At 48.0% G+C, this 26,222-nt stretch carries 17 protein-coding genes; 9 read left to right on the top strand and 8 right to left on the bottom strand.

The window, feature by feature from the left end; all coding sequences use genetic code 11:
• The first annotated feature begins 466 nt into the window (after window positions 1–466).
• The 4 genes from ACN0UY_RS01235 to ACN0UY_RS01220 all read left to right on the top strand — a co-directional run bounded on the left by ACN0UY_RS01235 (window position 467) and on the right by ACN0UY_RS01220 (window position 9,359).
• Window positions 467–1,747 (top strand): citrate synthase, encoded by a 1,281-nt coding sequence (locus ACN0UY_RS01235; protein ID WP_417665007.1) that lies wholly within the window; start codon window positions 467–469, stop codon window positions 1,745–1,747.
• Window positions 1,748–1,981: 234 nt separating this feature from the next.
• Window positions 1,982–3,070: an efflux RND transporter periplasmic adaptor subunit gene (locus ACN0UY_RS01230; RefSeq protein WP_417665006.1), complete on the top strand. Its 1,089-nt coding sequence runs from the start codon at window positions 1,982–1,984 to the stop codon at window positions 3,068–3,070.
• Window positions 3,067–6,306, top strand: coding sequence for an efflux RND transporter permease subunit (locus ACN0UY_RS01225; RefSeq protein WP_417665005.1), 3,240 nt, complete (start codon window positions 3,067–3,069; stop codon window positions 6,304–6,306). Before ACN0UY_RS01230 ends, ACN0UY_RS01225 begins: the two co-directional genes overlap by 4 nt.
• On the top strand, window positions 6,303–9,359 hold the full coding sequence (locus ACN0UY_RS01220; protein WP_417665004.1) for an efflux RND transporter permease subunit: 3,057 nt from the start codon (window positions 6,303–6,305) through the stop codon (window positions 9,357–9,359). Before ACN0UY_RS01225 ends, ACN0UY_RS01220 begins: the two co-directional genes overlap by 4 nt.
• On the opposite strand, the gene kdsB is transcribed toward ACN0UY_RS01220, so the two are convergent.
• The 5 genes from kdsB to ACN0UY_RS01195 are packed head-to-tail and all read right to left on the bottom strand — an operon-like array spanning window position 9,337 to window position 15,396.
• On the bottom strand, window positions 9,337–10,089 hold the full coding sequence (kdsB, locus tag ACN0UY_RS01215; RefSeq protein ID WP_417665003.1) for a 3-deoxy-manno-octulosonate cytidylyltransferase: 753 nt from the start codon (window positions 10,087–10,089) through the stop codon (window positions 9,337–9,339). The genes ACN0UY_RS01220 and kdsB overlap by 23 nt on opposite strands.
• Window positions 10,086–10,283: a Trm112 family protein gene (locus ACN0UY_RS01210; protein WP_417658898.1), complete on the bottom strand. Its 198-nt coding sequence runs from the start codon at window positions 10,281–10,283 to the stop codon at window positions 10,086–10,088. The genes kdsB and ACN0UY_RS01210 overlap by 4 nt, the downstream gene beginning before the upstream one ends.
• Window positions 10,284–10,285: 2 nt before the next feature.
• Entirely contained in the window at window positions 10,286–11,272 is a 987-nt protein-coding gene (gene lpxK / locus ACN0UY_RS01205) for a tetraacyldisaccharide 4'-kinase (protein WP_417665002.1), read from the bottom strand.
• On the bottom strand, window positions 11,272–13,047 hold the full coding sequence (msbA, locus tag ACN0UY_RS01200; protein ID WP_417665001.1) for a lipid A export permease/ATP-binding protein MsbA: 1,776 nt from the start codon (window positions 13,045–13,047) through the stop codon (window positions 11,272–11,274). The genes lpxK and msbA overlap by 1 nt, the downstream gene beginning before the upstream one ends.
• Window positions 13,048–13,104: 57 nt before the next feature.
• Window positions 13,105–15,396 (bottom strand): DNA internalization-related competence protein ComEC/Rec2, encoded by a 2,292-nt coding sequence (locus tag ACN0UY_RS01195; protein ID WP_417665000.1) that lies wholly within the window; start codon window positions 15,394–15,396, stop codon window positions 13,105–13,107.
• 55 nt (window positions 15,397–15,451) lie between these two features.
• On the opposite strand from ACN0UY_RS01195, the gene ACN0UY_RS01190 reads away from it, so the two are divergent.
• Window positions 15,452–15,997 (top strand): DUF2062 domain-containing protein, encoded by a 546-nt coding sequence (locus ACN0UY_RS01190; protein WP_417664999.1) that lies wholly within the window; start codon window positions 15,452–15,454, stop codon window positions 15,995–15,997.
• A gap of 1 nt (window position 15,998) precedes the next feature.
• Here the strand turns inward: ACN0UY_RS01190 and ACN0UY_RS01185 are convergent, their stop codons facing one another.
• The 3 genes from ACN0UY_RS01185 to ACN0UY_RS01175 are packed head-to-tail and all read right to left on the bottom strand — an operon-like array spanning window position 15,999 to window position 19,167.
• Complete coding sequence (locus ACN0UY_RS01185) at window positions 15,999–17,228, bottom strand: lipoprotein-releasing ABC transporter permease subunit (protein WP_417664998.1); 1,230 nt, start codon at window positions 17,226–17,228, stop codon at window positions 15,999–16,001.
• Window positions 17,225–17,908: a lipoprotein-releasing ABC transporter ATP-binding protein LolD gene (lolD, locus tag ACN0UY_RS01180; RefSeq protein ID WP_417664997.1), complete on the bottom strand. Its 684-nt coding sequence runs from the start codon at window positions 17,906–17,908 to the stop codon at window positions 17,225–17,227. Before lolD ends, ACN0UY_RS01185 begins: the two co-directional genes overlap by 4 nt.
• Window positions 17,909–17,925: 17 nt before the next feature.
• Window positions 17,926–19,167 carry a lipoprotein-releasing ABC transporter permease subunit gene (locus tag ACN0UY_RS01175; protein WP_417664996.1) on the bottom strand — a complete coding sequence of 414 codons (1,242 nt, stop codon included), beginning with the start codon at window positions 19,165–19,167 and terminating at the stop codon, window positions 17,926–17,928.
• Between the two features lie 131 nt (window positions 19,168–19,298).
• Here ACN0UY_RS01175 and mfd point away from each other — a divergent pair, with 131 nt between their 5' ends.
• From mfd to ACN0UY_RS01155, 4 genes are read left to right on the top strand one after another with little or no spacing between them, the layout of a single operon-like run.
• The gene (mfd, locus tag ACN0UY_RS01170) at window positions 19,299–22,766 is read left to right on the top strand and encodes a transcription-repair coupling factor (RefSeq protein ID WP_417664995.1); all 3,468 of its coding nucleotides are present in this window, start codon (window positions 19,299–19,301) and stop codon (window positions 22,764–22,766) included.
• Window positions 22,767–22,768: 2 nt separating this feature from the next.
• Complete coding sequence (locus tag ACN0UY_RS01165; protein WP_417664994.1) at window positions 22,769–23,854, top strand: CsiV family protein; 1,086 nt, start codon at window positions 22,769–22,771, stop codon at window positions 23,852–23,854.
• A gap of 29 nt (window positions 23,855–23,883) precedes the next feature.
• On the top strand, window positions 23,884–24,384 hold the full coding sequence (locus ACN0UY_RS01160; protein ID WP_417664993.1) for a MarR family winged helix-turn-helix transcriptional regulator: 501 nt from the start codon (window positions 23,884–23,886) through the stop codon (window positions 24,382–24,384).
• Window positions 24,347–26,137 carry an ExeM/NucH family extracellular endonuclease gene (locus ACN0UY_RS01155; protein WP_417664992.1) on the top strand — a complete coding sequence of 597 codons (1,791 nt, stop codon included), beginning with the start codon at window positions 24,347–24,349 and terminating at the stop codon, window positions 26,135–26,137. Before ACN0UY_RS01160 ends, ACN0UY_RS01155 begins: the two co-directional genes overlap by 38 nt.
• Window positions 26,138–26,222 lie beyond the last annotated feature (85 nt).

The raw sequence follows: 26,222 nt of genomic DNA, 5'->3' as shown, positions 1-26,222 counted from the left end.
CTTAACGAAAAGCATTGTTAACATGCTCGGAACTTCAAACATCCTCGTCTATTCCTGACGGCGAGAGGACCCTGTGAGATCGCCGCCAAAGTATATAAGCCATAGTAATGAATTACAATTCCTTAGCGGCCTGTTTCGATTAAAAACGTAAATTAATTATCAATAGATCAAGCCAATAAAATCCAGCGTTGAATAACAATTCTACCTTAGTCGCATACAACGGGGTCGTATAAGCGCGTATAACACTGATTGGCTAATTTTTAATTCCGAACTATGTCATCCAACTTTAACGAAATTTCGTAAAGCTGATGTGTTAAACTGACTAGCTCGATCAATAAAATGATTGATGTGTGTCAGCACATTCGATCGGTTTAAACAGCCGTTTGAATTGACATTAACGGTTAAGATCAAGTAAATTCTATCGCCCTTTTAGTGATGAAGCAGACTCAAACAAGGAGATTTCCTTATGGCTGATCGTAAAGCCACCCTGCAGATTGACGGCCAATCCATTGAATTGCCAGTATTATCTGGTACAGCCGGCTATGATGTAATTGACGTGCGTACTTTAGGCAAGCATGGTTTCTTCACCTTTGACCCTGGTTTCTTAGCCACTGGCTCATGCGAATCAAAGATTACCTACATTGATGGTGAAAACGGCGTTCTTCTGCATCGCGGATATCCAATTGATCAGCTTGCGACTCAAGCGGATTATCTCGAAGTATGTTATATGCTGCTGCATGGCGAAGCGCCAAACGAAGAAGAATACGCAAAATTCAAGCAAACAATCACCAAGCACACCATGGTGCATCAAGGCTTGCATAACTTCTTTAACGGTTTCCGCCGCGACGCGCACCCAATGGCAATGCTGTGTGCTGTCACTGGTGCTTTATCGTCGTTTTATCACGATGATTTAGACATTCATGATGAAAAACAGCGCTTACGTAGCGGCTATCGCCTGATTGCGAAAATGCCAACTATTGCTGCCATGGCTTATAAATTCAGCATCGGTCAGCCATTTGTGTATCCGCGTAACGACTTAAGTTACTCAGAAAACTTCCTGAACATGATGTTCTCAGTACCTGCTGAAAACTATAAGATTAGTCCAACTGTTGCGAAAGCCATGGATCGTATCTTTACCTTACATGCTGACCACGAGCAAAATGCATCCACATCAACAGTTCGCTTAGCCGGTTCTTCGGGTGCCAACCCTTATGCCTGTATTGCTGCTGGTGTTGCGTCTTTATGGGGTCCTGCTCACGGCGGCGCGAACGAAGCTTGTTTGCGTATGCTGAAAGAAATCGGTTCAGTTGAAAACATTCCTAAGTACATCGACAAAGCAAAAGACAAAAACGATCCGTTCCGTCTTATGGGCTTCGGTCACCGTGTTTACAAGAACTTTGACCCACGTGCAACCGTGATGCGTGACAGCGCGCATGAAGTGTTGAAAGAACTTAAAATCAACGACCCATTACTTGATGTGGCAATGGAACTTGAGCGTATTGCGCTTGAAGACCCATACTTTGTTGAGAAGAAACTCTATCCAAACGTTGATTTCTACTCAGGTATCATTTTGAAAGCAATTGGTATTCCAACCAACATGTTTACGGTAATCTTCGCATTATCGCGTACTGTTGGCTGGATTTCACATTGGCACGAAATGATGGGCGAATCGAACCAGAAAATTGGTCGCCCACGTCAGCTATATACCGGTGAGTCAAAACGCGACTTCAAACCATTGAAGCGTTAATTTCACCAATAATTAGCAAAAAGCACTCTTCGGAGTGCTTTTTTTTTTATTTTTTTCACCACTCAACTTTTCCTCTTCTGTGCACATCTAAAACACATACCTCTCATATAAGTCTTTAAATTAAGGGGTTTATCGTTACTTTTTATACACAGGTTAGTTTTGGCACGAAAGCTGCATAAGCTATGGGTACTATAAATTAATAACTAACGTTTGATGACTATCGGGATCACACACATGAACACGCAAATTTCGATTACACGCCCACTCACTGCCACCGTTTTGGTAGCTTGGTTAGCTTTAACTACAGCAGCTTGCAGCGATGCTGGAGCCGCTAGCGAGCAATCCGAAAAACCTGAGGTTGCGCGTATACCTGTCGCAACTCAAATGGTTAAAACTGGCGACATCACCTCCAGCTTTAAGACCACCGCGACCTTGGAAGCACGCGATGAAGCCGACGTGACTAGCAAGGCCAACGGTATTGTCGAAACTATTCTGGTTGAAGAAGGTGATTACGTAGAGCAAGGACAATTGCTAGCTCGTATCCGTGACGACGAATACCGCATTCACGTTGCGCAAGCACGTGCAGAGCTTAGCTCTATTCAACAAGAACTGAAACGCGTTAAGGATATGGCCGAGCGCGACATGATTAGCGCCGATGCGTATGACAAACTACGCTTTCAAGCAGATATGCTGCAAGCAAAATATGACATGGCGGCGCTCAACTTGGCTGAAACTGATATCCGTGCCCCAATTAGTGGTTACATTGCGAAACGCTATGTAAAACCCGGCAACCTTGTGCGTCAATACGAACAACAAAAGCTATTTCATGTGGTGGCACTTGATCAATTGCAAGGTAACGTCTATTTGCCTGAGCGCGAATTACAACACGTAAAAGTGGGCCAAACTGCGCAGTTGCAATTAAGTGCACTTCCTAACTCCACTGTAAATGCCGTAGTCGCTCGGATAAGTCCTGTCATCGATACGCAGTCTGGCACCTTTAAAGTTGTACTGAACGTTGCAAACCCTGATAACACACTCAAAGCTGGCATGTTTGCGCATGTAAATCTAAATTATGCGACCCACAGCAACACGCTCACCGTGCCAAGGTATGCCGTACAAAGCCTTGATAATCAGCACAGTGTATTTACCGTTGATGCGGAAGGTGTGGCTCACAAAGTTGACGTAAAAATTGGCTTTGAAGACGAGTCAAACTTAGAGATTATTAGTGGTTTAAAAGCAGGTGACGCCATAGTCATTAGCGGCCAAGCGAACTTAAAAGACGCGGCCTTGGTTGAAGTTATTCGTAGCGAACAGCAATCATGAGTATGGTACGTTTAGCCGTGAAGCGGCCTGTCACAATCGCCATGCTTACCTTGGCAGTCATTCTATTCGGAATGGTATCACTGGGGCGTATTCCAGTCACTTTGCTGCCTGATTTAGCCTATCCAACACTCACTGTGCGTACCGATTATCCCGGCGGTGCGCCAAATGAAGTGGAGCAATTGGTAAGTAAACCCATTGAAGAAAACCTTGGCACCGTAAAGGGTATTCGTCGCATTGAGTCGATTTCTCGTGCAGGACAAAGCGACGTATTGTTGGAATTTAGCTGGGGCACGGATATGGACATGGCGAGCTTAGACGTTCGCGAAAAGCTCGACTGGGTGGAGCTGCCTTTAGATCTGGAAAAGCCGGTGTTGTTGCGTTTTAATCCCAGTGAAGAACCGGTCTATCGGTTAGCGCTTGGCTTCACTGACGGTAATCAATCGATTGAGTCATTAAAGCGGTTACGTACCTACGCCGAAGAAGAATTAAAACGTCAACTAGAGAGTATTGAAGGTGTTGCTTCTGTGCGCCTTGGTGGCGGGCTTGAAGACGAAATTCAAGTTTTAGTCAACGAGCGCCAAGCGGCTGCATTAAAAATTCCAATGACGCTCATTATGGAGCGCTTACGTGAAGAAAATATTAATTTGTCGGGTGGCCGAATTGAAGCCGACCGCGCCGAATTTTTAGTCCGCACATTAAATCAATTCGAAAACCTCGATGACATTCGCAATATCTATTTAACCACACGCAATGACCGCCCTATTGTTTTAAAAGACATTGCTGTCGTTGAGAATAGTTATAAGGAACGTGATTCGATTAGTCGTATTGCCGGAATGGAGGCAGTTGAAGTATCGCTCTATAAAGAAGGTGATGCCAACACGGTTCATGTTTCGAAAGCCATTCAGGCGCATCTGCACCAGCTGCAGCAAGCCAAACTGATTCCCGATGAATATTCTATCAAACCCATATACGACCAAGCTGTATTTATTAGCGCTGCGATAGCTGAAGTGCGCGATGCCGCTATTATGGGCGGGCTGCTAGCAATGGTTATCATTTACTTGTTCTTACAGCGGGTATGGCCAACTGTCATTATTAGTTTGGCAATTCCAATTTCAATTATTGCCACCTTCAATCTGCTGTATGGCTATCAAGTATCGCTGAATATGATGTCGCTGGGCGGTATTGCACTGGCCGTAGGTATGCTGGTCGATAACGCTATTGTGGTGCTTGAGAATATTGCGCGCCATAATCAGGATAAATCGGCGGATGTTGCTGCAGAGCTTGGCACAACGGAAGTAGCAGGTGCGATTACAGCTTCTACTTTAACCACCATGGCAGTATTCTTCCCGTTAGTTTTCGTTGAAGGCATTGCTGGACAGTTATTTCGTGATCAAGCACTCACGGTAACTTTCGCCCTTGCGGCGTCATTGGTGGTGGCGCTGACCTTAATTCCGATGCTTTCGAGTCGCACCAAAAGCACTGCAGCGCTTTCGCCGATACCCGCGCAACCCTACGCAACCGGCTGGCGATTCTGGGCTCGTGTGCCCGTTTACTTGGTATTTCGGTGGATACCGCTGGCGTTAGCGACTGTCTTTATCGGTCTATGGCGCCTGCTAGCTAAGCTATTTTACTTAGTCACTAATCCATTATTACGCGCCTTTGATAAGCTCTATACGCTATTAGCAAGCGGCTACGAACGGTTATTGGCCATAGCACTGCGTCGCGCAGCCGCCACCCTCAGCGTGATTTTACTGGTTGCTGCAGGCTGTTATGCCTTGCTACCACAATTGCCGGTCGCCCTGCTGCCTAACATGGCTCAAGGTGAATTTTATGTGGAAGTTGAACTCCAGCCAGGCGCAACCATTTTCGAAACTGATTCAGTACTGAATGCACTCGGTGATGTGATTGCCAGCAATGACGAACTCAATGCGAATGTTGATCGCTATTACACCATTGCCGGCACTGGCAGCTTGCTCAATGCCGCACCAGGTCAAAGCGGCAACCAATGGGGCCGACTCAATATCGTAATGGCGTCGAGCGCAACAGCGGAACAACAACAGGCACTTCAGTCTGAGTTGCGTTCAGCCGTGCAAAAGATGCCCGGCGTTATGGCGAAATTCGGCACCCCCGAATTATTCAGCTTTGCTAGCCCGGTAACAATTGAACTTACCGGTTACGACCTAAACCTGTTACAGCAAGCGGCCCAGCAATTAGGTAACGAGTTTGAACAACACCCCCGCTTTACCGACATCCGCGTGAATATGACCGACGGACAACCGGAATTAGCGATTTATTTTGACCATGCGAAATTGAGCCAATACGGCTTAACCAGCGCCGAGGTTTCCGAGTTGATCGCAACCAAAATTGGCGGCCGCGTAGCAAGTCAGTTTAGCCTTGATGACCGTAAAATTGACATTTTGGTACGTAGTCAGGCCACTGACAGAAATTCGTTGCGCGACTTACAGCAACTCATCATTAATCCGGGTGCTGGCCGCGAGATATCATTACGGGCGGTTGCTGACGTGGTACCTGTGGTTGGGCCCAGTGAAATCACTCGCGTTGATCAGCAACGCACTGCTGTTGTGGAAGCTAATTTAAGCTATGGCGACCTTGGTGCGGCAGTTGCGGAAGCCCAGCAGATTTTGGATGACACGCAGTTGCCTCTCACCATTAGCGGCCGTGTGGCTGGTCAAAATGAAGACATGCAGCGCTCATTTACCTCATTGCAGTTTGCTTTAGTACTGGCGGTATTTTTAGTCTATTTAGTTATGGCCTCTCAGTTTGAGTCGTTACTACACCCATTGTTCATTTTATTCACAGTGCCTTTGGCAGGTGCGGGCTCTATTCTTGGCCTCTATCTTGTTGGCACCGAGCTCAGCATTATAGTATTTATTGGGCTTATCATGCTGGCAGGTATCGTGGTGAACAACGCTATTGTGTTGGTCGATAGAATCAACCAGTTGCGCAGCGAAGGCCGCGACCGTTATGAAGCAATTTATACCGCCGCACAGCAGCGCTTACGACCTATTCTAATGACCATGCTTACCACCGTACTTGGCTTATTGCCGCTGGCTATTGGCCTCGGTGAAGGTGCAGAGATAAGAGCACCAATGGCCATTAGTGTTATTGCTGGTCTATTGTTCTCAACCTTGTTGACCCTGTTGTTTATCCCATGCTTGTACCTACTCGTTGATCGCAAGCAGATAGCGCATAACAATCCGGAGAACGCTGCATGAACGCTGCACAGATAGGTTCGGTGTTAGCGCGGTTTGCGCTGCGCCGCCCCGTTACAACCTGCATGGTATTTTTGTCAATGCTGCTGCTAGGTGCAATTAGCTCGCGCTTACTGCCACTGGAAAAATTTCCTGGCATCGAAATTCCTGAAATTGTTGTTCAGGTTGCCTACCCTAACTCAACGCCAGCGGAAGTAGAACGCCTCATTACACGGCCACTTGAAGAGGCGCTGGCGACTTTAAGCAATGTTAGCCGCATGCGCTCAACCTCTACCTCAGATAATGCTCAGGTTTTATTGCAGTTTGAATGGGGCCAAGATATCAAAACTAAGAGCATTGAAGCGCGTGAAAAAGTGGATGCCGTAAAGCATTTACTGCCGGACGATGTTGACCGAATTGTGGTGTTTCAGTTCAATACCGAAGATATGCCGGTTTTTCAGTTACGCATAAGTAGCCAACGTGATTTATCGAACGCATACGACCTACTGGATCGCAGCCTGCGTAGGCCTATCGAACGCGTTGAGGGCGTGTCAAGGGTAACGCTATACGGTGTTGAACCACAACAAATTGTGATTCGGCTTGACCAAGCAGCGCTACTCGCCCACCAACTTGCCGCAGCCGACATTACCAAGCTGTTGCAACAAGCTAATTTTTCATTAACCGCAGGCTTCATTGAAAACGAGCATGAGCGAATTCTGGTAAACCCAGTCGGTGAATTTCAAGACGAATATTCTATCGGTAACTTTCCACTTCGACCCGGTTTGAAGTTGCGAGATATCGCTACTATTGGACGTGAGATGCCGCGTAAAATTGACGGCCGCCATTTGGATCAGCGTTATGCGATTGGCATGGAGGTATTTAAGGAATCAAGCGCCAATCTTGTTGACGTGTCAGCGCGTGTCATGAAAGTGGTGGAGCAAATTCGCACCGACCCGCAGTTTAACGGCATCAATCTCTACATTATGGACGATACCGCTGACGGTGTAACCACATCACTGAGTGACTTAGTTAGTGCTGGGTTACTCGGTGCCTTTCTATCGTTTTTAGTCTTGTATGGATTCTTGCGTAATTTAACCACCACACTTGTGGTCGTGCTCAGTGTACCTATTGCTATATGCATTGCGTTGGGTGGTATGTACTTCCTGGGCTATTCGCTTAACGTACTATCGCTCATGGGGCTCATGCTGGCGGTCGGTATGCTCGTGGATAACGCTGTAGTTATCACCGAAAGCATTCAACACGAACGCGAGCAAGGGGCTGATGGTGAATCCGCAACCATTCAGGGTGTCGGTAATGTGTCACTTGCTGTTATCGCGGGCACGCTCACCACGGCAATTGTGTTTTTACCGAATATTTTTGGTAAAAAGACTGACATAACAATCTTCCTCGAGCATACCGCCGTTGCAATTTGTTTGTCGTTGTTGGCATCGCTATTGCTCTCACAAACGCTGGTGCCACTACTAATTACCCGCTTAAGTAAGTTTACGAAAGGCAAATTAAAGCCGGTAAAACAACCCAAGCGCTATCGTAAGATTCTAGAATGGAGCTGGCGTCATCCAAACTGGACGGGGGTTATTGCACTGTTGTTACTGGGAAGTATTGTGATTCCATTTGCTGGTGTTAGCGGCGACGAGGGCCCACAAGGTTTTAATGATCGTTTATTTATTTCCTACAACCTTCACACGCAGTACAGTCTCAGCGAAGTTGAAGATGAAGTGACACAACTCGAAAATTATTTATACAAAAATAAAGATAACTTCGATATCGACGCCGTTTACAGCTATTACACGCCAAATTACGCAATTTCGACGCTTCTCCTTAAAGGGGATCGGAACGAGAAGATAGCGGATCTCATGGAGCGAATCCGCAAAGACATGCCGACCTTACTGCGCAGTGATCCCAAGTTTGGGTTCGGTGGCGGTCGTGAAGGCGTGCGCGTTAGTTTGAGTGGTCAGTCAACAGATGTATTGCAACGTATAGCAGTGGACTTATTGCCGAAGCTTGCCGCTATTGAAGGGCTCACCGACGTTCAAACCGAGATGGATACAGGTCAATTCGAATTAGTCATTAAAATTGACCGTCAACGCGTGCATCAACTCGGCTTAAGTTCAGCAGACGTTGCGCGCACGGTTGCCACAGCATTGCGCGGCCAACGTCTACGTTCGTATCGTGGCGATCCGAATGGTGAGATTGATCTGCGTGTCGCGTTTGATAAAGATCTTGAAACGTCGATCACTGCCCTTGAGAACCTGCCTATCTTACAAAGCAATGGACGCGTGATTGCATTAAAAGATGTGGCCCGGTTAACCAAGCAACCGCGGTTGAGTCAAATCCGTCGTACCGATCGCAGAACCTCGTTAAATATCGACGCCAACCTAAACGAGTTAACAACCAGCGAGGCACGCGAAGTAATCACCAAGGTTATGGATCAAGTTGAACTGCCACAGGGATACTTGTGGAGCCTAGATGGTAGTTTCCAACGGCAACAAGAGAACGAAAGCGTTATGCTCGTCAATACGTTGCTGGCGGTAGCGCTTATCTATATTGTAATGGCCGCATTGTTTGAGTCATTGCTGTTACCCACCGCCGTCATCACGTCGTTGCTGTTCTCGATTGTTGGGGTGTTCTGGGCGCTGTTACTCACGGGCCAGTCGATTTCCATTATGGCCATGATTGGTATCTTAATTTTGATGGGAATTGTAGTGAACAACGGTATTGTGCTCGTTGATCGCATCAACCAGCTGTTGGACCAAGGCGCTAGCTTAGAGCGAGCAATTATTGATGGCAGTGTAAGCCGTTTGCGGCCAATACTCATGACCGTAGCAACCACGGTTCTTGGCCTATTACCGTTAGCCTTCGGCACCACGCAAATTGGTGGCGATGGCCCACCCTACGCACCGATGGCTATTTCCATTATTGGCGGGTTACTATTTTCAACACTAACCAGTTTGTTCTTAGTACCTTATGCATATGCCCGACTACTCGGAATGCGGCAGCGCTGGAGCAATTTGCGCCAGCGCGCCAGCCAACAAGTTAGTCGGATACTGCCAAGTTAGCACGTTCAAGGTCGGCTGGCGTATCAATGCCAGCCGGCGGCAACGCTATAGCTTCGGCCACATGAATGCGTTCGCCGTACCATAATACGCGTAATTGCTCGAGTGATTCGATTTTCTCAAGCGGGCTTGGTTCCCACTCGATATACCGCCACACAAATCCGGCTCGATAAGCATAGATACCAATGTGGCGCCGATAGTCAGCAAACTCACCTAAGCGGTTCTGGGCAAGACCATCGCGCTCATAAGGTATCGGCGCGCGGCTGAAGTATAATGCATAGCCATTCACATCGGTTACAACCTTCACTGCGTGCGGACTTTGCACTTCGTCAAGTGATTCAATTGGCACTGCCAGTGTGGCCATCTGTGCCACTTTTTGGTTAGCAAGGTTGTCGGCAACTTGACGGATAATCTCGGGTGGAATAAACGGTTCGTCACCTTGCACGTTTACTACCACCTGATCATCTGCAATCGCAAGATAGTCAATAACCTCAGCGATGCGTTCGGTGCCCGAGTTATGATGGGCTGAGGTCATCATTGCCCGCCCACCAAAAGCTTCAACTGCATCAATAATACGCTGGTCATCAGTTGCAACAATAACTTCGGCAGCGCCCGCTGCCGCTGCACGTTCGTACACCCGTTGAATCATGGTTTTGTTACCAATCATCGCCAACGGCTTACCGGGCAAGCGCGACGATGCATAGCGCGCTGGAATAACTACCGTAAAGCTCATGAGGGTATTTTCTCCAACTCTTCATGACTTATTTCACGTGCTTCGTGACTCAACAACATAGGTATGTCATTGCGCACAGGAAACGCCAATCGATCACCTCGGCACACTAACTCACTCTGGTCGCGTACCCAAACTAGTTTTCCCTTACACAATGGGCAGGCCAAAATCGCGAGCGTTCGTTCATCAACTGCCATAATTACTCCTTGTTGGACACATTTTGCAGACAAGTCTGAAATTGTTGCCAAAAACCATCTTCAAAATTAGCTGAAACTGGCAAATAGAACCAGTTATCTTGGGCAAAGGCTTGGCATTTAGCCGCGTCTTTTTCTGTCATAAGAACATTGTTCGCAGGGTCTATACCGGCGAAATCGGCGGCACTAAACGGATGGTGATCGGCATATTCATAGGTTTCAGTTACAGTCACTCCAGCTTGCTTCAGCGTATTAAAGAAACGTTGCGGATTGCCGATACCGGCGACGGCAATGGATTCACCTTGCGGCACGGACACTTCCTGTTGATCGCGCACCCGTCGCCAATTGCCTGGTTGTAATAAAAAACGCCAACCATATCGCGTTTCAGAACCACCGTTTTGCACCACAATATCGGCTTGCGTTAAGCGCTGTTTGGGTTCACGAAGCGGCCCCAACGGCAGTCTCCAGCCATTACCCAAACCGCGTTCGCCATCAATAACGATAATTTCAATGTCTCGGGCTAAGCGGTAATGCTGCAATCCATCATCACTAATTATTAGATTAACCTGCGGGGTGTTTTTTAACAGCGTGGTAATGGCTTGTTCACGATTCGGGCTAACAACTATAGGCACGCCGGTGCGTTGCGCTAGCAACTTAGGCTCATCGCCCACAACTTCAGCCCGTGACGTAGCTGTTACCTGCTGCGGAAATGGGCCTTGACCGCCATAGCCACGCGAAATAATTGCCGGTGAATAGCCATTTTGCTGGGCCCATTTCACCACAGTTTCGGTAACTGGAGTTTTGCCCGTGCCGCCGACACTAATATTGCCAATTATAACCACAGGCACCGGAGCTCGGTATGTTGGTAGAACGCCAATGCGGTATAACGCTCGGCGTAGCCAGCTCAAAGCAATGAAAACAATCATTAACGGCCATAAAATAATCAACCGAAAATCGAGACCAGAACGATACCAGGCTCGCTGCCAGAACATTAGAGATCGGCTCCACTAAACTGCAAACTGTAGAGTTGGTAATAGGCACCTTGCTTTTCGAGTAAGGTTTGATGGTCACCGCGTTCCAGTATTTTGCCCTCTTCCATCACCAATATTTCGTCAGCACTTTCAATAGTGGACAAGCGGTGGGCAATCACTATCGACGTGCGATTCTGTTGCAATTGGCTCAATGCCTTTTGAATGTGGCGCTCTGACTCTGTATCCAGCGCTGAAGTTGCTTCATCAAGAATCAAAATTGGTGCGTCACGCAACAAAGCTCTTGCAATGGCTATCCGCTGCCGTTGTCCGCCCGATAACATCACCCCGTTTTCACCCACCATAGTGTCCAAACCCAAGGGCAGATTGTCAGTAAATTCGGTAATAAATGCTTGCTCAGCAACCTCGCGAATGCGCGCGTCACTAACATCGCCATGCGCACCATAAGCAATATTGTTAGCAATACTGTCATTAAACAAGGTGACATGCTGCGAAACGAGAGCAAATTGACGGCGCAAACATTTTAGTTTGTAGTCATAAATATCAACACCATCGAGGTAAATCTTGCCCCCCTGTGGTGCATAAAACCGAGTAAGAAGATTAGAAATTGTGGACTTACCGCTACCTGAGCGGCCAACTAACGCAAGAATTTTACCCGGTTTCACTTCAAAGTTAACATGGTCAAGCGCTGGCGATTCAGCTTCGTCATATGTAAAGGTGACATCTTCGAAGCGAATATTGCCCTGCGCTTTCTCCACAGAATAGGTTCCAGCATTCGGTTCAGGCTCTTCATCAAGCACTTCAAAAATACTTTGTGCCGCAGCAATACCTCGTTGAAAGTCACTGTTCACGGTTGTCAGTTGTTTTAGTGGTCGCAGCAACATAATCATAGAGGTTAATAAGGTGGTAAATGCACCCGCTGACAGTTGTTCCAGCATATCGGGGAAGCTGGCTAAAATAAGCACCATGGACAAGCTAAACGACGCAATCAGCTGAATAATCGAGGTGCTTACTGTCTGTGCATTAATCAGTTTCATATTTTGATTGCGGGTGACATTATTAATGTCGCGAAAACGTTTCGATTCACGCTTCTGCCCTTCATACATCACGACAACTTTATGGCCATTGAGCATCTGCTCGGCCGTGGTCGTCACATTTCCCATAGCGGTTTGAATGCGCCGCGAAACCTGACGAAAGCGCTTCGACACAACCGAAACCACTTTCGCAATTAGCGGGCCGACAACCAAGAACACTAACGACAATTCCCAACTGATGTAAAACATCAAACCCAACAAACCAATGACGAATGCACCTTCGCGAATCAACACTAGAATGGCACGCGAACTTGCTTCGGCGACTTGTTGTGTGGTGTAGGTGATTTTTGAGAGTAAATCACCGGTTGAATGCCGGTCATGGAATGACACCGGCAGCTTCATCATGTGGTCAAACAACTGTTGCCTTAATGTGGTAATGACACGAAAGCCTACCCAATTCAGCAAATAGGTTGAGATGAAGTTAAACGCCCCACGCGTGATAAATACCAAGGGCACGAAAATAGCGCCGTAAATAAGAATGGTCGGGTCTTGTTCCGTTAAACCATCATCAATCAGAGTTTCTATTTGCGAGAAGAAGAATGTATCAACTGCCGCGTAGCCAATCATGGCAAACACTGAAAAGATAAAGGCCGCACGATACGGTTTTATGTAACCTATTAAGCGGCGAAACGTTCGCTTCTTTAGGGTTTCAGAGATGTTTTCAGAAATGGTTTCAGAGCTCATGCAAGTCTTAATAAGTTCAACAATAACTGCATTCTAACCGTTTTAATGGGCTACTGGCTAGTTATCCGCGTCAAACCATGCTCGATGTGCTGCTGCCCAAGGTTGTACCACCTGCCACCCGGACTTACTCAGCGCGATATTCACTTGACCACCTGCCGCTGTATCAAAGAGTTTGACACCCAAATCCCGCAGCCGCTTTCTAACCGGTTCGGCAACCATGCCATAGGCATTATTTCGACCACGACTTGCCACGGCGATATAGGGCTGCACAGCGCGCAAAAAATAATCCTCACTGGAGCTGTTGCTGCCATGATGCGCCAACACTAAAATATCGGCGCTCACGTCTGCCGCATGTGCGAGCAACTGTCGTTCAGCGCGCTTACTGATATCACCCGGTATCAGAATCCGTGTTCCGTTTACTTCCAATAGGAGAACGCATGAGTCATCGTTGTTCACGTTCTCAGTGACTTCGCGTGGATGCAACGTGGACCAACGCACTTTCCCCCAAATTCCAGTTTGCCCGGCGGCGCACGGAGTGCCTTGCCCGCTTCCGTACCAACGTAGGTGCGGGAATATAGCGCGAATTGCTTTGGCGCCACCTTGATGATCGTTATCGGTATGGCTTACAAATGCGAGTTCTGGAGTCAGTCGGTGGTGGCGCAAAAATGGTAAAATAGCACGTTCCGCCATGTTACCGCCCAGCTCCCAATCAGCGCCAGTGTCAACCAACAGAGCGCGACTACCTTGGGCAACAACAATGGCGGAACCTTGATCAACATCCAAAACATAAAAATTTACCGCAGTATCTAAAGCGTGTAACTGCCGCGCAATGAGCAATCCAGCAATGAATACAGAGCTTGCCACAAGTTTCCAACGGTTACGCCACGGCAATAGCCAAGCAATCAGTAATACCGCTAACCAACTTATTGAGCCACTCATATGATCGGGTAGCCACTGCCAAGGCGATCGTGCAATAGTCTCTAGAGTCGGCTCTGCCAGGTTTAACGGCCATTCCGCCAACCGAAATAGCCAAACAGCAACAATATCTTGCTGTAATGAAAGCACCAGTAATGCCAATAGACTCAAGGGCAACATCCACATAGCAATTACCGGAACCATCACCATGTTGGTTAGCGGCGCAAGTACCGGCAAGCCGCCAAACCACAACGCTGTTAACGGCCACAGGGCCAAGGTTAGTACCACTTCTAATCGCCACAATGCGCGTATCGCGTGCCATCGTCCACGAATGATAGGCCAGCGCCAATGCATCAATAAAATTGTGGCCACGGCACCAACACTCAACCAAAAGCCGGGTTGCAGTATCGCCATGGGTTCAACGACAACAACAACTGCTGCAGCGCGCAGCAATACCCGTGACGGTGGGGTGTGTAGCGCATGGTATTTATGCAGCATCACCACCGAAAACATCGCAAATGCACGCAGTGTTGCCGTGGCAAAACCAGCTAGCCACGCATATGCGAAGGCAGCCAACAGCGCCAAAACGGTACCTGCGACCCAACTGTTATGACGTTCTCGCCGGCTTCTGCTGCGCCCCAAGCGCGCGCTAAACCGTCTACTGAAAAGTAATATGCCACCAGCCACCAAGCTTAAGTGTAAACCGGAAATGGCTATGAGATGAGCCAACCCGGTACGTTGATAAGTTAGCCATTGATCGGGCGAAAGTGCTTGACGTTCCCCCAGGGTAAGAGCGAGTAAAATACCAAACTGCTGGAATTGTTCGCGGTATGTGTTCAGTTGATTAAACAGCCGCTGCCTGTAGCTTGGTTCGCCTTGCACATAGTGACCGCTTCGAATACTTCCCAATGCGTGAATACCGCGACTCACTAAATAGCGATGATAAAGAAAACTACCGTCATTGCGAATACCTTGCGGATGTTTTAGGCGCGCTTGAAAACGCCAGACCGTACCAGCCTGTGGCGGAGTAACAGCGTCTGCAGGAGGCTCATACCAGTTGAGCCGTATCGAGGGGGTTCGAAAGAGTTTTGCCGGTAATGCTGCACCCTCTATGTGAACAACATCCCCCTCCACACGCCAGAATTTATCGCGGACTTGCGTTATACCCGTTATCGCGACCTCAACGGACAATGTTTTGCCAAAATTAGCTGGCAAAATTTGTGCTGATTGATGCAAATAAGCGTTGCCACTGCCCCACCCAATGCCGCACAATACACAGCCTATAACTGTCGCATAACGTCGTATTGACTGAAATTGCCAAGCAATGAGCACGACTAAAGTCGCAGCGACCAGCCATTGCTCGATAGCCAATGGCTTGCTAAAACTAAATGATAGGGCATAGCCTAACAGTGCTGCGCACAACCACCTATCCATGGACGTTGTACCTGTTTTGATGAATTAAATTCGACCAGAACTAAACGGATAAAACATGCCACGAAAGTTTATTCAACGCATCATGCCAAATCATGAAACTGTGAGAAACAGCCGTAGCCTTCAGGTTTTCGGTAAGTTGCTGCACGATGCAAACTTGTGGCATCTTAATCGGCGCTCTGCAGCAGGTGGTTTCGCTGTTGGTTTGTTTTGTGCCTTTATTCCAGTGCCCTTTCAAATGGTACTGGCGGCAGCGGCCGCAATTCCCTTTCGCGTTAACTTACCGCTTTCGGTAGCCTTGGTGTGGGTCTCGAACCCTATCACCATGCCAGTGCTTTTTTACTTTTGCTATCTTATTGGCACATGGCTACTCGGGCAGCCCTCACAAGCTTTTGCCTTTGAGCTGTCTTGGCAGTGGCTTGGACATAGTATCACCACCATCGGGCCCGCATTCTTACTAGGCTGCCTGATTATGGCCATTGTCAGCAGCTTAGTTGGTTATTTCACCATAAGCTTGCTGTGGCGCCAGTCGGTTGTCAGCGCATGGCGCGAGCGCGCGCAACGAATGCTTGAAAAGGCCAAGCAGCATAACTCAAAGCATTAATTTAGCCGCTAACTGCTTGCACTATTTCGGTTTTTGCCGCACGCCATGCTGGATACAGCGTTGCTAAAACGCTCATCAACACGGCCACCGCCGCAACCAAAAGCACATCAAACCATTGCAGTTGCACCGGAATTTGATTGATAAAATACACGTCGCTTGCCAGCAACGTTTCACCACTAAACCATTGCACCAAACTCATTAAATCAGGCAAGGCAATAGTGAGTAATAAGCCGGCAATTACGCCCAGCACTACACCAAACAAACCGTTCTGCACCCCCTGCCAAACAAATACTTGCATGATTTTCTTCGAGCGTAAGCCCATGGTAGCCAATATACCAATATGCCGCTGTTTTTCCTGAACTGTCATAATCAGGGTCGACACAATATTAAAGCAAGCCACAGCTAACACTAAAACCAACACCAAATACATGACCACCCTTACCAATTGAATATCGCGATATAAATGCCCTTGCGCGCGCATCCAACTGTCTAAATAAACGTATTCTTGTATCTGACTGCCTAATTCGTTCGCAACACGCTGCGCCTGGAGCACATTCGTCAAACTTAATTCAACGGCGGTTGTTCCTGTCTTGATACCAACCATTTCCCGTGCGGTATCCAGCGCCACATAAGCAAATTGATGATCAACTTGACCGCCAAAATTAAAGAAACCGAGCACCTGTAAACGCGTTCGTTTGGGCTCGCGGAAGTTACCATTTTGGGCGACCAACAAAATAATCGAATCGCCAGCCTCAACCTTAAGTTTTTTACCGAGCTGGGACCCCAGTATGACGCCTTTCGGAGTGCTTTGTAAGGCTTGCCACGTTGACTCATCCGTATAACTTTCTATTGATTGAGGTTGGCTGGTATCAATGCCTTGCACCTGCACACCGGTGAATTGGGCGCCTTGTTGAACCATGCCTTGCGTACGAATAACGCGTTTTGCGCTAATCACCTGTGGATGTGCCAAGCTGATATCAATGATTTTCTGAGCATCGTCAAGCTGACTATCAACGGCGGTAAATTCAACGTGCGGGATGAGACTCAAAAAACGCTCTTGCAACACCTTCTCAAAACCATTCATCACGCTTAACCCGGCAATAAAGACCATGCAGCCGAGTGCAATTCCAAGCGTTGACGATGCTGAAATAAATGACACAAAACCGCTGCGCTCTCTGCGTTTGCGAAAGCGTCTTGCCAATTGCCATGTGAGATTCCATGGCTGCATCATTTGCTTTGTTCCGGAGGCACAAGCTGCCCATGATGCAACGTTAATGTACGTGGCAATTGCGCTGCCAAAGACTGATCATGCGTAACAATGACAAACGCTGTGGTTAATTCACGGTTTAATTCTTGTAACAGCTCAACGATTTGAATGGCTGTTGTATCATCAAGATTACCTGTCGGTTCATCGGCGAGCACTAACCGCGGCCCATTGACCAGCGCCCGCGCGATGGCTACGCGTTGACGCTCACCACCAGATAACTCTGCTGGGCGATGATTCATTCGCTCGCTTAACCCGACGCGCTGAAGCAATTCCTGCGCCCGCGCTTCTGCAGCAGCCCCACTAACGCCCGCAATCAATTGCGGCATGGCAACATTTTCCAAGGCTGAAAACTCGGGTAACAAATGATGGAATTGGTAGATAAAACCCAATTCTTGATTGCGCCAGTCTGCAAGCGTATTTGCGGACCAATTCTGAATCGGTTCGCCTGCAAATAACACGTCGCCAGAAGTGGGTTTATCAAGCCCCCCCATACAATGCAATAAGGTACTTTTCCCCGAGCCAGAACTGCCAACAATGGCCAGCATTTCACCTGATTCAATAGCAAGATCAACGTGTTGTAACACCCGCAATTCGCGGTCACCGTCTTGATAAACACGGGATAATTGGCGGCATTCCATCAACATTCTGTGCAATCCTTGTATTATTCGTAGCGTAACGCTTCGGCAGGCAATATTTGACTCGCTCGCCAAGCAGGATAAAAGGTCGCCAACAAGGTCAGCAACATCGCTGCCAGTACAATTGTAATAATTTGCTCTGACTGCATCAGCACCGGGAGGCCTGCTTGCCCGGTAAAGCTCAGGTCAACGTGCAACGCTGACAGAATTTCATTCACGTAACTCGCGCCCGTAACCCCGAGTAGCAAGCCCACTAACGCACCTACCACACCGTTAGCTAACCCTTGAATCATAAACATTAAATACAAATGACCGCGGCGCATCCCCATAGTTTGCAAAATAGCGATATCGGAGCGTTTGTCTTGAATCACCATCATTAATGCGGAAACTATATTGAACGCCGCCACAGCTATAATGAGACCTAACATGAGTCCGACCATTCGCTTTTCCATGCTTACCGCATCAAACAACTCACCATACTGTTCACGCCAGGTATGCGTCGTTAATGTACTGTCTAAATGGGCTTTTAGCTGCGGCTCAGCGGTCAGTGCGTTAAATGGGTCGTTAAAGTAGAAGCGTAACGCAGAAACATGCCCTTGCGGTAATCTCAAAAGTCGTGCGGCATCGGCACCATGCATGATAAGCAATTGTCTATCGGCTTCTGATTGCATCGCGACAATACCGGCCACGGAAAACTGACGTTGCGCAGGCATCAGCCCCAATGGCGTATAAATGCCGCCAGCAGCAGCGATAACGCGTATCGAATCGCCCGGCCAAACGTCAAGTTGTTGTGCCAGGGTTTGCCCTAGCACCACACTGTAACTGCCCTCTTGAAGCGCGTTCAAGCTGCCATAAAGAATATTATCATTGAGCGGCTGAAATTGTTCACGCGCGTCGGCAGCATCGGGAAACAAGCCTTGAATGTATACTGGTCGTAACTGACCACTGCTTTGCACCACACCGGCGCTGCCCACCTGAGGCACCAAAGCACGCTGGCCGGGTAACATCGGAATCCTGGCGGCCAATTGCTGCCAATCCGAAATACCAGCACTACTCTTTGAGGTAATTGTTAATTGGGGTACAACGCCTAAAATACGTTGCTTGAGCTGAGCTTCAAAGCCATTCATAACCGAACTAACAATAATTAACGCTGCAACACCGATAAGAATTCCAGCAAGGGCAAATCGATTAATAAATCGAGTAAACCGATTCCCATGACGGGCTCGGCTATATCGTATTCCCAAAAATAAAGCAGCTGGCTTAAACATGTGTGTCCTAAATAACTCATTGCTAAATAGCTCGCGCAGCAAGCATAAAGAAAACTGACGACTGATCCAAGCGTCAAGTTGCGGTATACTTCAATGCATACAATGAAACGCAGTAGAGAATTCAAAAACTCATGACCAAAGCGTCTATTCTAACGCCACCAAAACCCGCGAATGCAACTCGAGACATAACCTGGCAAAACCTTGCTGGAAGCAGTGTTGCGCTTGCGCTTGGGCAACTCATTGAACAACATGACGGGCCGGTACTGGTCGTCACGCCGGACGCTCCGCAAGCCCATCGTCTCGAACATGAAGTGCAATATTTCACGCCAACCTGGCGCCAGCAAGTAATGGTGTTTCCTGATTGGGAAACGTTGCCCTACGACAGTTTTTCACCGCATCAGGATATTATTTCAGAGCGTTTGAGTGTGCTTGCACGCCTGCCGGATATGCAACGTGGCGCACTGATTGTGTCGTTAAATACATTAATGCACCGTATTGCTCCCACTAACTATGTTGCGGGGCAAGCTGTTCAGGTTAATAAGGGGCAAAAACTGGACATCCATGGCCTGCGTCAGCGCCTTGAACGCGCCGGCTATCGGCACGTTGCCCAGGTAATGGAACATGGTGAATTCTGCGTACGCGGTTCCTTGCTAGATTTATTTCCAATGGGGAGTTCGCAGCCCTATCGCATTGATTTTTTTGACGACGAAGTTGATTCAATTCGCATATTTGACCCAGACACACAGTTATCCTCGGCAGAAATTGACGCAATCAACTTATTGCCGGCGCACGAATTCCCGACCTCGCCAGCAGCGATTGATGCGTTCCGCGCGCGTTACCGCGACATGTTTGACGCGTCGAACTCCCGTGACTCAGTTTATTATCAAGTTTCGAATCAACAGTTCCCAGGCGGCGTCGAATATTACTTGCCGCTATTTTTTGAACAAACTGCAAGCTTGTTTGATTACTTACCGGATAACACCCTGCTGGTTTCGTTTGGCGATCTACAAGGCAGCCTTGACCAACTCTGGCACGATATCAATCAACGCTATGAGCAACGTCGCTATGACCCGCTGCGGCCATTAGTTCCGCCCGCACAACTGTTTTTATCCGCTGATCAGGTACACGGTGCATTTAAGGCCATGCCACGTATTCGTGCCATGGTACCCGATGGAAAACCGCAGCCTGGCCCGCAGCATTTCAAAACTGATAGTTTGGGCGAAATTGCAGTTAATCATCAATTAAAAAACCCTCTCGAGAGTTTACAAAAGCGCTTGCAACAAGCGTTCGCTGAGAAACAGCGCGTGCTGTTTTTGGTGGAGTCGGCTGGACGCCGCGAAACCTTAAGGGAATTATTGGCGCCGCTGCAGTTGCGCTTAGCTGAATTTGACCAGTTTGATGACTTTATAGCGAGCACAGACACCTGCGGCATTAGTGTTAGCCCAATTATTAATTCGTTTGCTCTGCTTGACCAAAAATTACTGGTCATTACCGAAACCGAATTATTAGGTCAACGCATTGCCCAGCGCCGTCGTCGTGACCAAAAAGCAACTGTCAGTGCTGAAAATATGGTGCGTAACTTAGCAGAGTTGCGCATTGGCCAACCGGTTGTTCATATTGATCATGGCGTTGGCCGGTATCAAGGTTTGCAAACCTTGGACACAGGAGGCGTCACTACCGAGTTTGTGACTATCGAATATGCCAGTGGCAGTAAGCTTTATGTGCCGGTAGCAGCGCTGCATGTATTGAGCCGCTACAGTGGTGGTGAGGAAGCCTCAGCGCCACTGCACAAACTGGGCAATGACCAATGGGAGAAAGCGAAGCGCAAAGCGGCTGAAAAAATTCGCGATGTTGCAGCAGAACTGCTCGATGTGTATGCCCGACGCGAAGCTAAACCCGGTTACGCCTATCATCTTGATACTGAAGAATACCAGCGCTTTGCTAATAGTTTCCCGTTTGAAGAAACCGATGATCAGCAAGCGGCAATTACTGGCGTACTTGCCGATATGCAGTCTGACCGAGCAATGGACCGTTTGGTGTGTGGTGACGTAGGTTTCGGTAAAACCGAGGTTGCCATGCGTGCCGCTTTTGTGGCGGTTAGTGATGCGAAACAAGTCGCTGTATTAGTACCCACAACCTTATTAGCGCAACAGCATTTTGAAAACTTTAAAGACCGTTTCGCAGATTGGCCGATTCGCGTTGAAGTTTTATCACGATTTAAAACTGGCAAGCAAACACAAAAGATTTTAGAAGATCTCGCGCAAGGCAAAATTGATTTGGTGATTGGTACGCATAAACTGCTGAGCGCCGACGTAAAGTTCAAAGATCTTGGTCTGTTAATTGTTGACGAGGAACACCGCTTTGGGGTGCGCCAAAAAGAAGCCGTAAAACGCTTACGTGCGGACATTGATATTTTAACGCTTACTGCAACCCCAATTCCACGCACATTAAATATGGCCATGCATGGCGTGCGCGATTTATCCATTATCGCCACCCCACCTGCCAAGCGCTTAGCAGTTAAAACCTTTGTACGTGAGTATGATGAACCAACAATTCGTGAGGCCGTGTTGCGTGAAATACTACGTGGCGGGCAAGTTTACTTCCTGCACAATAATGTTGAAACCATCGAGAAAACTGCGGCGACCATAGCAGCCTTAGTTCCTGAAGCGCGAGTGACTGTGGCGCACGGGCAAATGCGTGAACGCGATCTTGAGCGCATTATGTCCGATTTTTACCATCAACGTTATAACGTACTGGTTTGCACAACGATTGTGGAAACCGGCATTGATGTGCCAACCGCCAATACCATCATTATGGATCGCGCGGATCATCTGGGCCTTGCACAAATGCATCAACTGCGCGGCCGAGTTGGCCGTTCGCACCATCAAGCATACGCATACCTGTTAACGCCAAATCCGAAACGCATGACTAAAGACGCTATGAAACGCCTAGAAGCGATTTCCCAACTTGAAGACCTAGGAGCAGGTTTCATGTTGGCGACGCACGACCTGGAAATTCGTGGTGCTGGTGAATTACTTGGTGATGACCAAAGTGGACAAATTGAAACCATTGGCTTCACGCTCTATATGGAAATGCTGGAACAAGCAGTGAAAGCATTACGTGAAGGGAAGCAGCCCGCTCTTGATCAGTTACTTAAAGCACAAACAGAAATTGATCTTCGCGTGCCAGCATTATTACCGGAAACCTACATCGCCGATGTAAATACGCGCTTAAGCCTCTATAAACGCATTGCGAGTAGTGACGATGTGCAAAGCTTGCATGAAATTCAGGTTGAACTGATTGACCGCTTTGGCCTTCTACCCGATGCAGTTAAAAACCTGGTACGGGTAACTGAACTGCGTAATCGAGCCGGCACGCTGGGAATTCGAAAAATAGACGGTGGCCCGCAGAGTATTAACATCGAGTTTGCCGATGACACGCGCGTTTCACCGCAAATTTTGATTGGTTTAATTCAATCTCAACCGGATGAATACCGCCTTGACGGCCCTAATCGTTTACGTATTCTTCGTAAAATAGAAGATACTCAAGGTCGTCTGAAACTGGTAGAGTCGTTATTAGACGAGTTTGCACGAGGATAATTATGACTGCTTGGTTGCGTACGAGCCTAATCGCATTTGGTTTAGCTATTCCTGCCGCCGGTTTCGCTCAGGAAAACCCTGAAGATTGGCGTTGGTTTGAGGTTGAGGTGTTGGTGTTTAAGCACACCGAAGTTCCTGATATCGAAGAATTCCCTTGGCACCCTCCTCGCCAGGTGGAAGTAGCCAATGACCCTCTTTCAGAGTTTTATGCACCAAATTTTTACGGCATGCTTCATGATATTCCAAAGTGCCCTGATTTGGAGCAGGAACTTCAAGTACGCCCCGTGTTCTGTGCCCAAGCCAAAGAGCTCGATCCGTTCGCTGAACCTTGGTATCAACCAGCGCGAATTTTAAGTGGATTTAAACATGCGCCGGCAACTGTAATTAACGGTTTTGGTGGCGACATGACGCAGTCGACCGGTCCGTATCTCATGGCGGAAACTGCGCACACCTTTAATGATTTTCGTGAACAGCTAGAACGTCGAAATGTTGGCACGCCGTTGCTGCATTTAACCTATCGAATTCCGGTTTTTAACCGCAGCGCCAATAATAAAGTTCGCTTATTCGGTGGCCGTAACTTTGGCCAAAGCTTCTTACCAAGCGGATACGAACAGCCACCTTTAGCTCACCTTGAAGCCATTGATGATAATAGCGACCGTGAACCACAGTTATTTGAAGAGCTCGAAATACTGTTAGATCAGGTTAATCAGAACGCGCTGAATTTGAGTTATCGTGATCACCGCACTCCAAATCCACCACCACTGCTGCCAGAACGAGAGCACTCTGAGCGCCCAACACCGGTATGGGAACTGGATGGTACTTTGCATATCTACTTGGTTGGTAACTATTTGCATATCGACAGTGACCTAGAATTGCGATCCCCTCAAAAAGTGCGTTTCAATCAACGCGAACTGCCAGCGCAGCTCGAACAAGCATTGCAAGTGGAACGAATCACTTCACAATTTTTGCGTAGCTATCGACTGAACCAGTTACGTCGCGTGATCAGCCATGAAACCCATTACTTTGATCACCCGCAACTCGGTTTGGTGGTCCAAATTCGCCGCACTGACTTATCGGCGCGACGCTAGCTACGCTAAGTACAAGCATAGGAATTGCTATGGAAAAGTACGAAGAACTGCTGCTTGCACTGAGAAAGGTAATACGTGCAACAGATTTGTACTCAAAACAGTTGAACAAATTAACGGGGCTAACTGCCCCGCAATTATTGATTCTAAGAGAAATTGCGGCAGCGCCGGGCGGTATTACAGCCAGTTCAGTTGCCCAAAATATTACCTTGAGTCCGGCTACGGTGAGCAATGTGATCGATCGGTTAGAGCATCGCGAACTGATTCACCGCGAGCGCAGCACGCAGGATAGACGCCGCGTTGTTTTATCACTAACGCCAACGGGCCGAGCGCGTCTTGCCGAAGCGCCGCGCCCGCTACAAGAAGATTTTATTCATAAATTTCAGGCGCTCGCTGATTGGGAACAATCGCAGTTAGTGGCTGGAATGCAACGAATAGCTGCCATGATGGATGCGGAGCGACTCGATGCCGCAAACGTACTTGAAGTAGGAACCTATGAACAAAAAAAATATCGTACGCGCAAGCCTAAGTAGCCTCTCGATACTGGTACTTGCCAGTTGCGCTCAAGTAGCGCCATCACCAATTTGCTTAAGCGACGTTACCCCGATTAATCAAATACAAGGTACCAGTGCAACATCAAACTTAGTTGGCCAGCAAGTCACTACCCGAGGCGTGGTAAGCGCTGCATGGCAGAGTTCCGACGCGCTGGGTGGCTACTTTATTCAAAGCTTAGCAACTGACACTGATGACAATAAAATGACATCCGAAGGCCTGTTCGTGTCGGCTGAGAATACCTCATTGTCTATGGATATTGGGCAATTGGCGTATGTCACCGGCACCATTCGCGAACACAACGGTCTCACGCAAATTGACGCTGTCACTGACTTCGCTGCTTGCGACAGCAACCTAACGGTAGAACCCACTCAGTTTGAATTGCCGGTTGCCAATTTTGAGCAGTTCGAAGCGCTTGAAGGCATGCTGCTGTCGTTAACGCAGTCATTAACGGTAAATGGACATTATCAATTGCTTCGTCATGGTCAGTTCGATGTTGCACCGCATCGTTTGTACACCCCAACCCAACATGTTGAACCGGGTGAGCCTGCTCGTAAGCGTGCGCTGGAGAATAAACTAGCTCGGCTTATTATCGATGACAACCAAGCACCAAACCCTGATGAAATCAAAATTCCAGCACCTAGGCTTAGTGCTGACAATAGCTTACGCAGTGGTGATACCATCGGGCCAGTATCAGGTATATTAAGCGAGTTTCGTGGCGATTATCGGCTACAACCCACTTCAACCATCGAAGTGATTAAAACCAACAGTCGACCGCAACCACCGCAAAACCCAGCAACGAATACTATAAGAGTGGCAGCATTCAATGTGCTTAATTATTTTAACGGCGAGGGCCGTGAAAAATCATTTCCAACTGAACGAGGGGCAAAAACTGCGGAAGAATTTGCTCGTCAGCATCAAAAGATTATCGCGGCGCTCAGTCAATTAAATGCCGATGTGATTGGCTTAATGGAAATTGAAAACGACGGCTACGACAGTCGCAGTGCAATTCACGAGCTAACCGATGCCTTAGTAAAGGCCACGGGGCACCCATGGCGTTTTATTCAGGCCGACCAAGACCGCTTCGGTAGTGACGCAATTACTAACGGCTTAATTTACCGTAGCGACAAGGTTCGCCCTGAAGGACAGCCGCTAACAATTAATCAAGCACCTTTTGGGCAACGTAGTCGGCTTCCGCTCATTCAACGTTTCGTGCCCTACAACACCGTCGAAAATCTAGTGATTGCGGTCAATCATTTTAAGTCTAAAGGCAGCTGCCCAAGTGATCGTAACGATGCTAACGCGAATCAGAACGACGGCCAGGCGTGTTGGAATCAAGCGCGCACAGCGTCATCGCAACTGCTAGCTGACTTCATGGATAATCATCCCGATTTAAAACGCCATTCGTTGCGGGTGCTCATGGGCGATTTCAATGCTTATGCACAAGAAGATCCGATTCAGACATTATTAAAACGTGGTTATTACAATCGGATAGATTACTTTAACCCACAAGGTTACAGCTATGTCTATGACGCTCAAGCCGGCAGCCTTGACCATCTATTGGTTTCGTCCGGTCTCACCGCGCGTGTGGTCAATCAAGCTATTTGGTCGATAAATGCTGATGAGCCGACTCTATTGCAATACAATAACGCGAATAAAAATCCAAACTGGTATGCCCCGTCGCCGTATCGTGCATCAGACCATGACCCGGTATATGCGGACATCCAGTTTTAAATCTAACTAATTAAACTATTGGCAGCGGGATGAACCGTCATACCGCTGTCATTTTTGCCGCGTAAAATATCAAAAACTTATAATT

It is taken from the genome of Pseudidiomarina sp. (assembly GCF_048268165.1).
GTDB lineage: Bacteria > Pseudomonadota > Gammaproteobacteria > Enterobacterales > Alteromonadaceae > Pseudidiomarina.
This window is presented reverse-complemented; position numbering and strand designations above follow the sequence as displayed.

Coding starts and splice junctions, on each gene's coding strand:
- ACN0UY_RS01190 (WP_417664999.1), top strand. CDS start 15,452: ATGCCACGAAAGTTTATTCAACGCATCATGCCAAATCATGAAACTGTG.
- ACN0UY_RS01165 (WP_417664994.1), top strand. CDS start 22,769: ATGACTGCTTGGTTGCGTACGAGCCTAATCGCATTTGGTTTAGCTATT.
- ACN0UY_RS01155 (WP_417664992.1), top strand. CDS start 24,347: ATGAACAAAAAAAATATCGTACGCGCAAGCCTAAGTAGCCTCTCGATA.
- msbA (WP_417665001.1), bottom strand. CDS start 13,047: ATGAGCTCTGAAACCATTTCTGAAAACATCTCTGAAACCCTAAAGAAG.
- ACN0UY_RS01185 (WP_417664998.1), bottom strand. CDS start 17,228: ATGATGCAGCCATGGAATCTCACATGGCAATTGGCAAGACGCTTTCGC.
- ACN0UY_RS01225 (WP_417665005.1), top strand. CDS start 3,067: ATGAGTATGGTACGTTTAGCCGTGAAGCGGCCTGTCACAATCGCCATG.
- ACN0UY_RS01175 (WP_417664996.1), bottom strand. CDS start 19,167: ATGTTTAAGCCAGCTGCTTTATTTTTGGGAATACGATATAGCCGAGCC.
- lolD (WP_417664997.1), bottom strand. CDS start 17,908: ATGTTGATGGAATGCCGCCAATTATCCCGTGTTTATCAAGACGGTGAC.
- mfd (WP_417664995.1), top strand. CDS start 19,299: ATGACCAAAGCGTCTATTCTAACGCCACCAAAACCCGCGAATGCAACT.
- ACN0UY_RS01235 (WP_417665007.1), top strand. CDS start 467: ATGGCTGATCGTAAAGCCACCCTGCAGATTGACGGCCAATCCATTGAA.
- ACN0UY_RS01220 (WP_417665004.1), top strand. CDS start 6,303: ATGAACGCTGCACAGATAGGTTCGGTGTTAGCGCGGTTTGCGCTGCGC.
- ACN0UY_RS01195 (WP_417665000.1), bottom strand. CDS start 15,396: ATGGATAGGTGGTTGTGCGCAGCACTGTTAGGCTATGCCCTATCATTT.
- ACN0UY_RS01230 (WP_417665006.1), top strand. CDS start 1,982: ATGAACACGCAAATTTCGATTACACGCCCACTCACTGCCACCGTTTTG.
- lpxK (WP_417665002.1), bottom strand. CDS start 11,272: ATGTTCTGGCAGCGAGCCTGGTATCGTTCTGGTCTCGATTTTCGGTTG.
- ACN0UY_RS01160 (WP_417664993.1), top strand. CDS start 23,884: ATGGAAAAGTACGAAGAACTGCTGCTTGCACTGAGAAAGGTAATACGT.
- ACN0UY_RS01210 (WP_417658898.1), bottom strand. CDS start 10,283: ATGGCAGTTGATGAACGAACGCTCGCGATTTTGGCCTGCCCATTGTGT.
- kdsB (WP_417665003.1), bottom strand. CDS start 10,089: ATGAGCTTTACGGTAGTTATTCCAGCGCGCTATGCATCGTCGCGCTTG.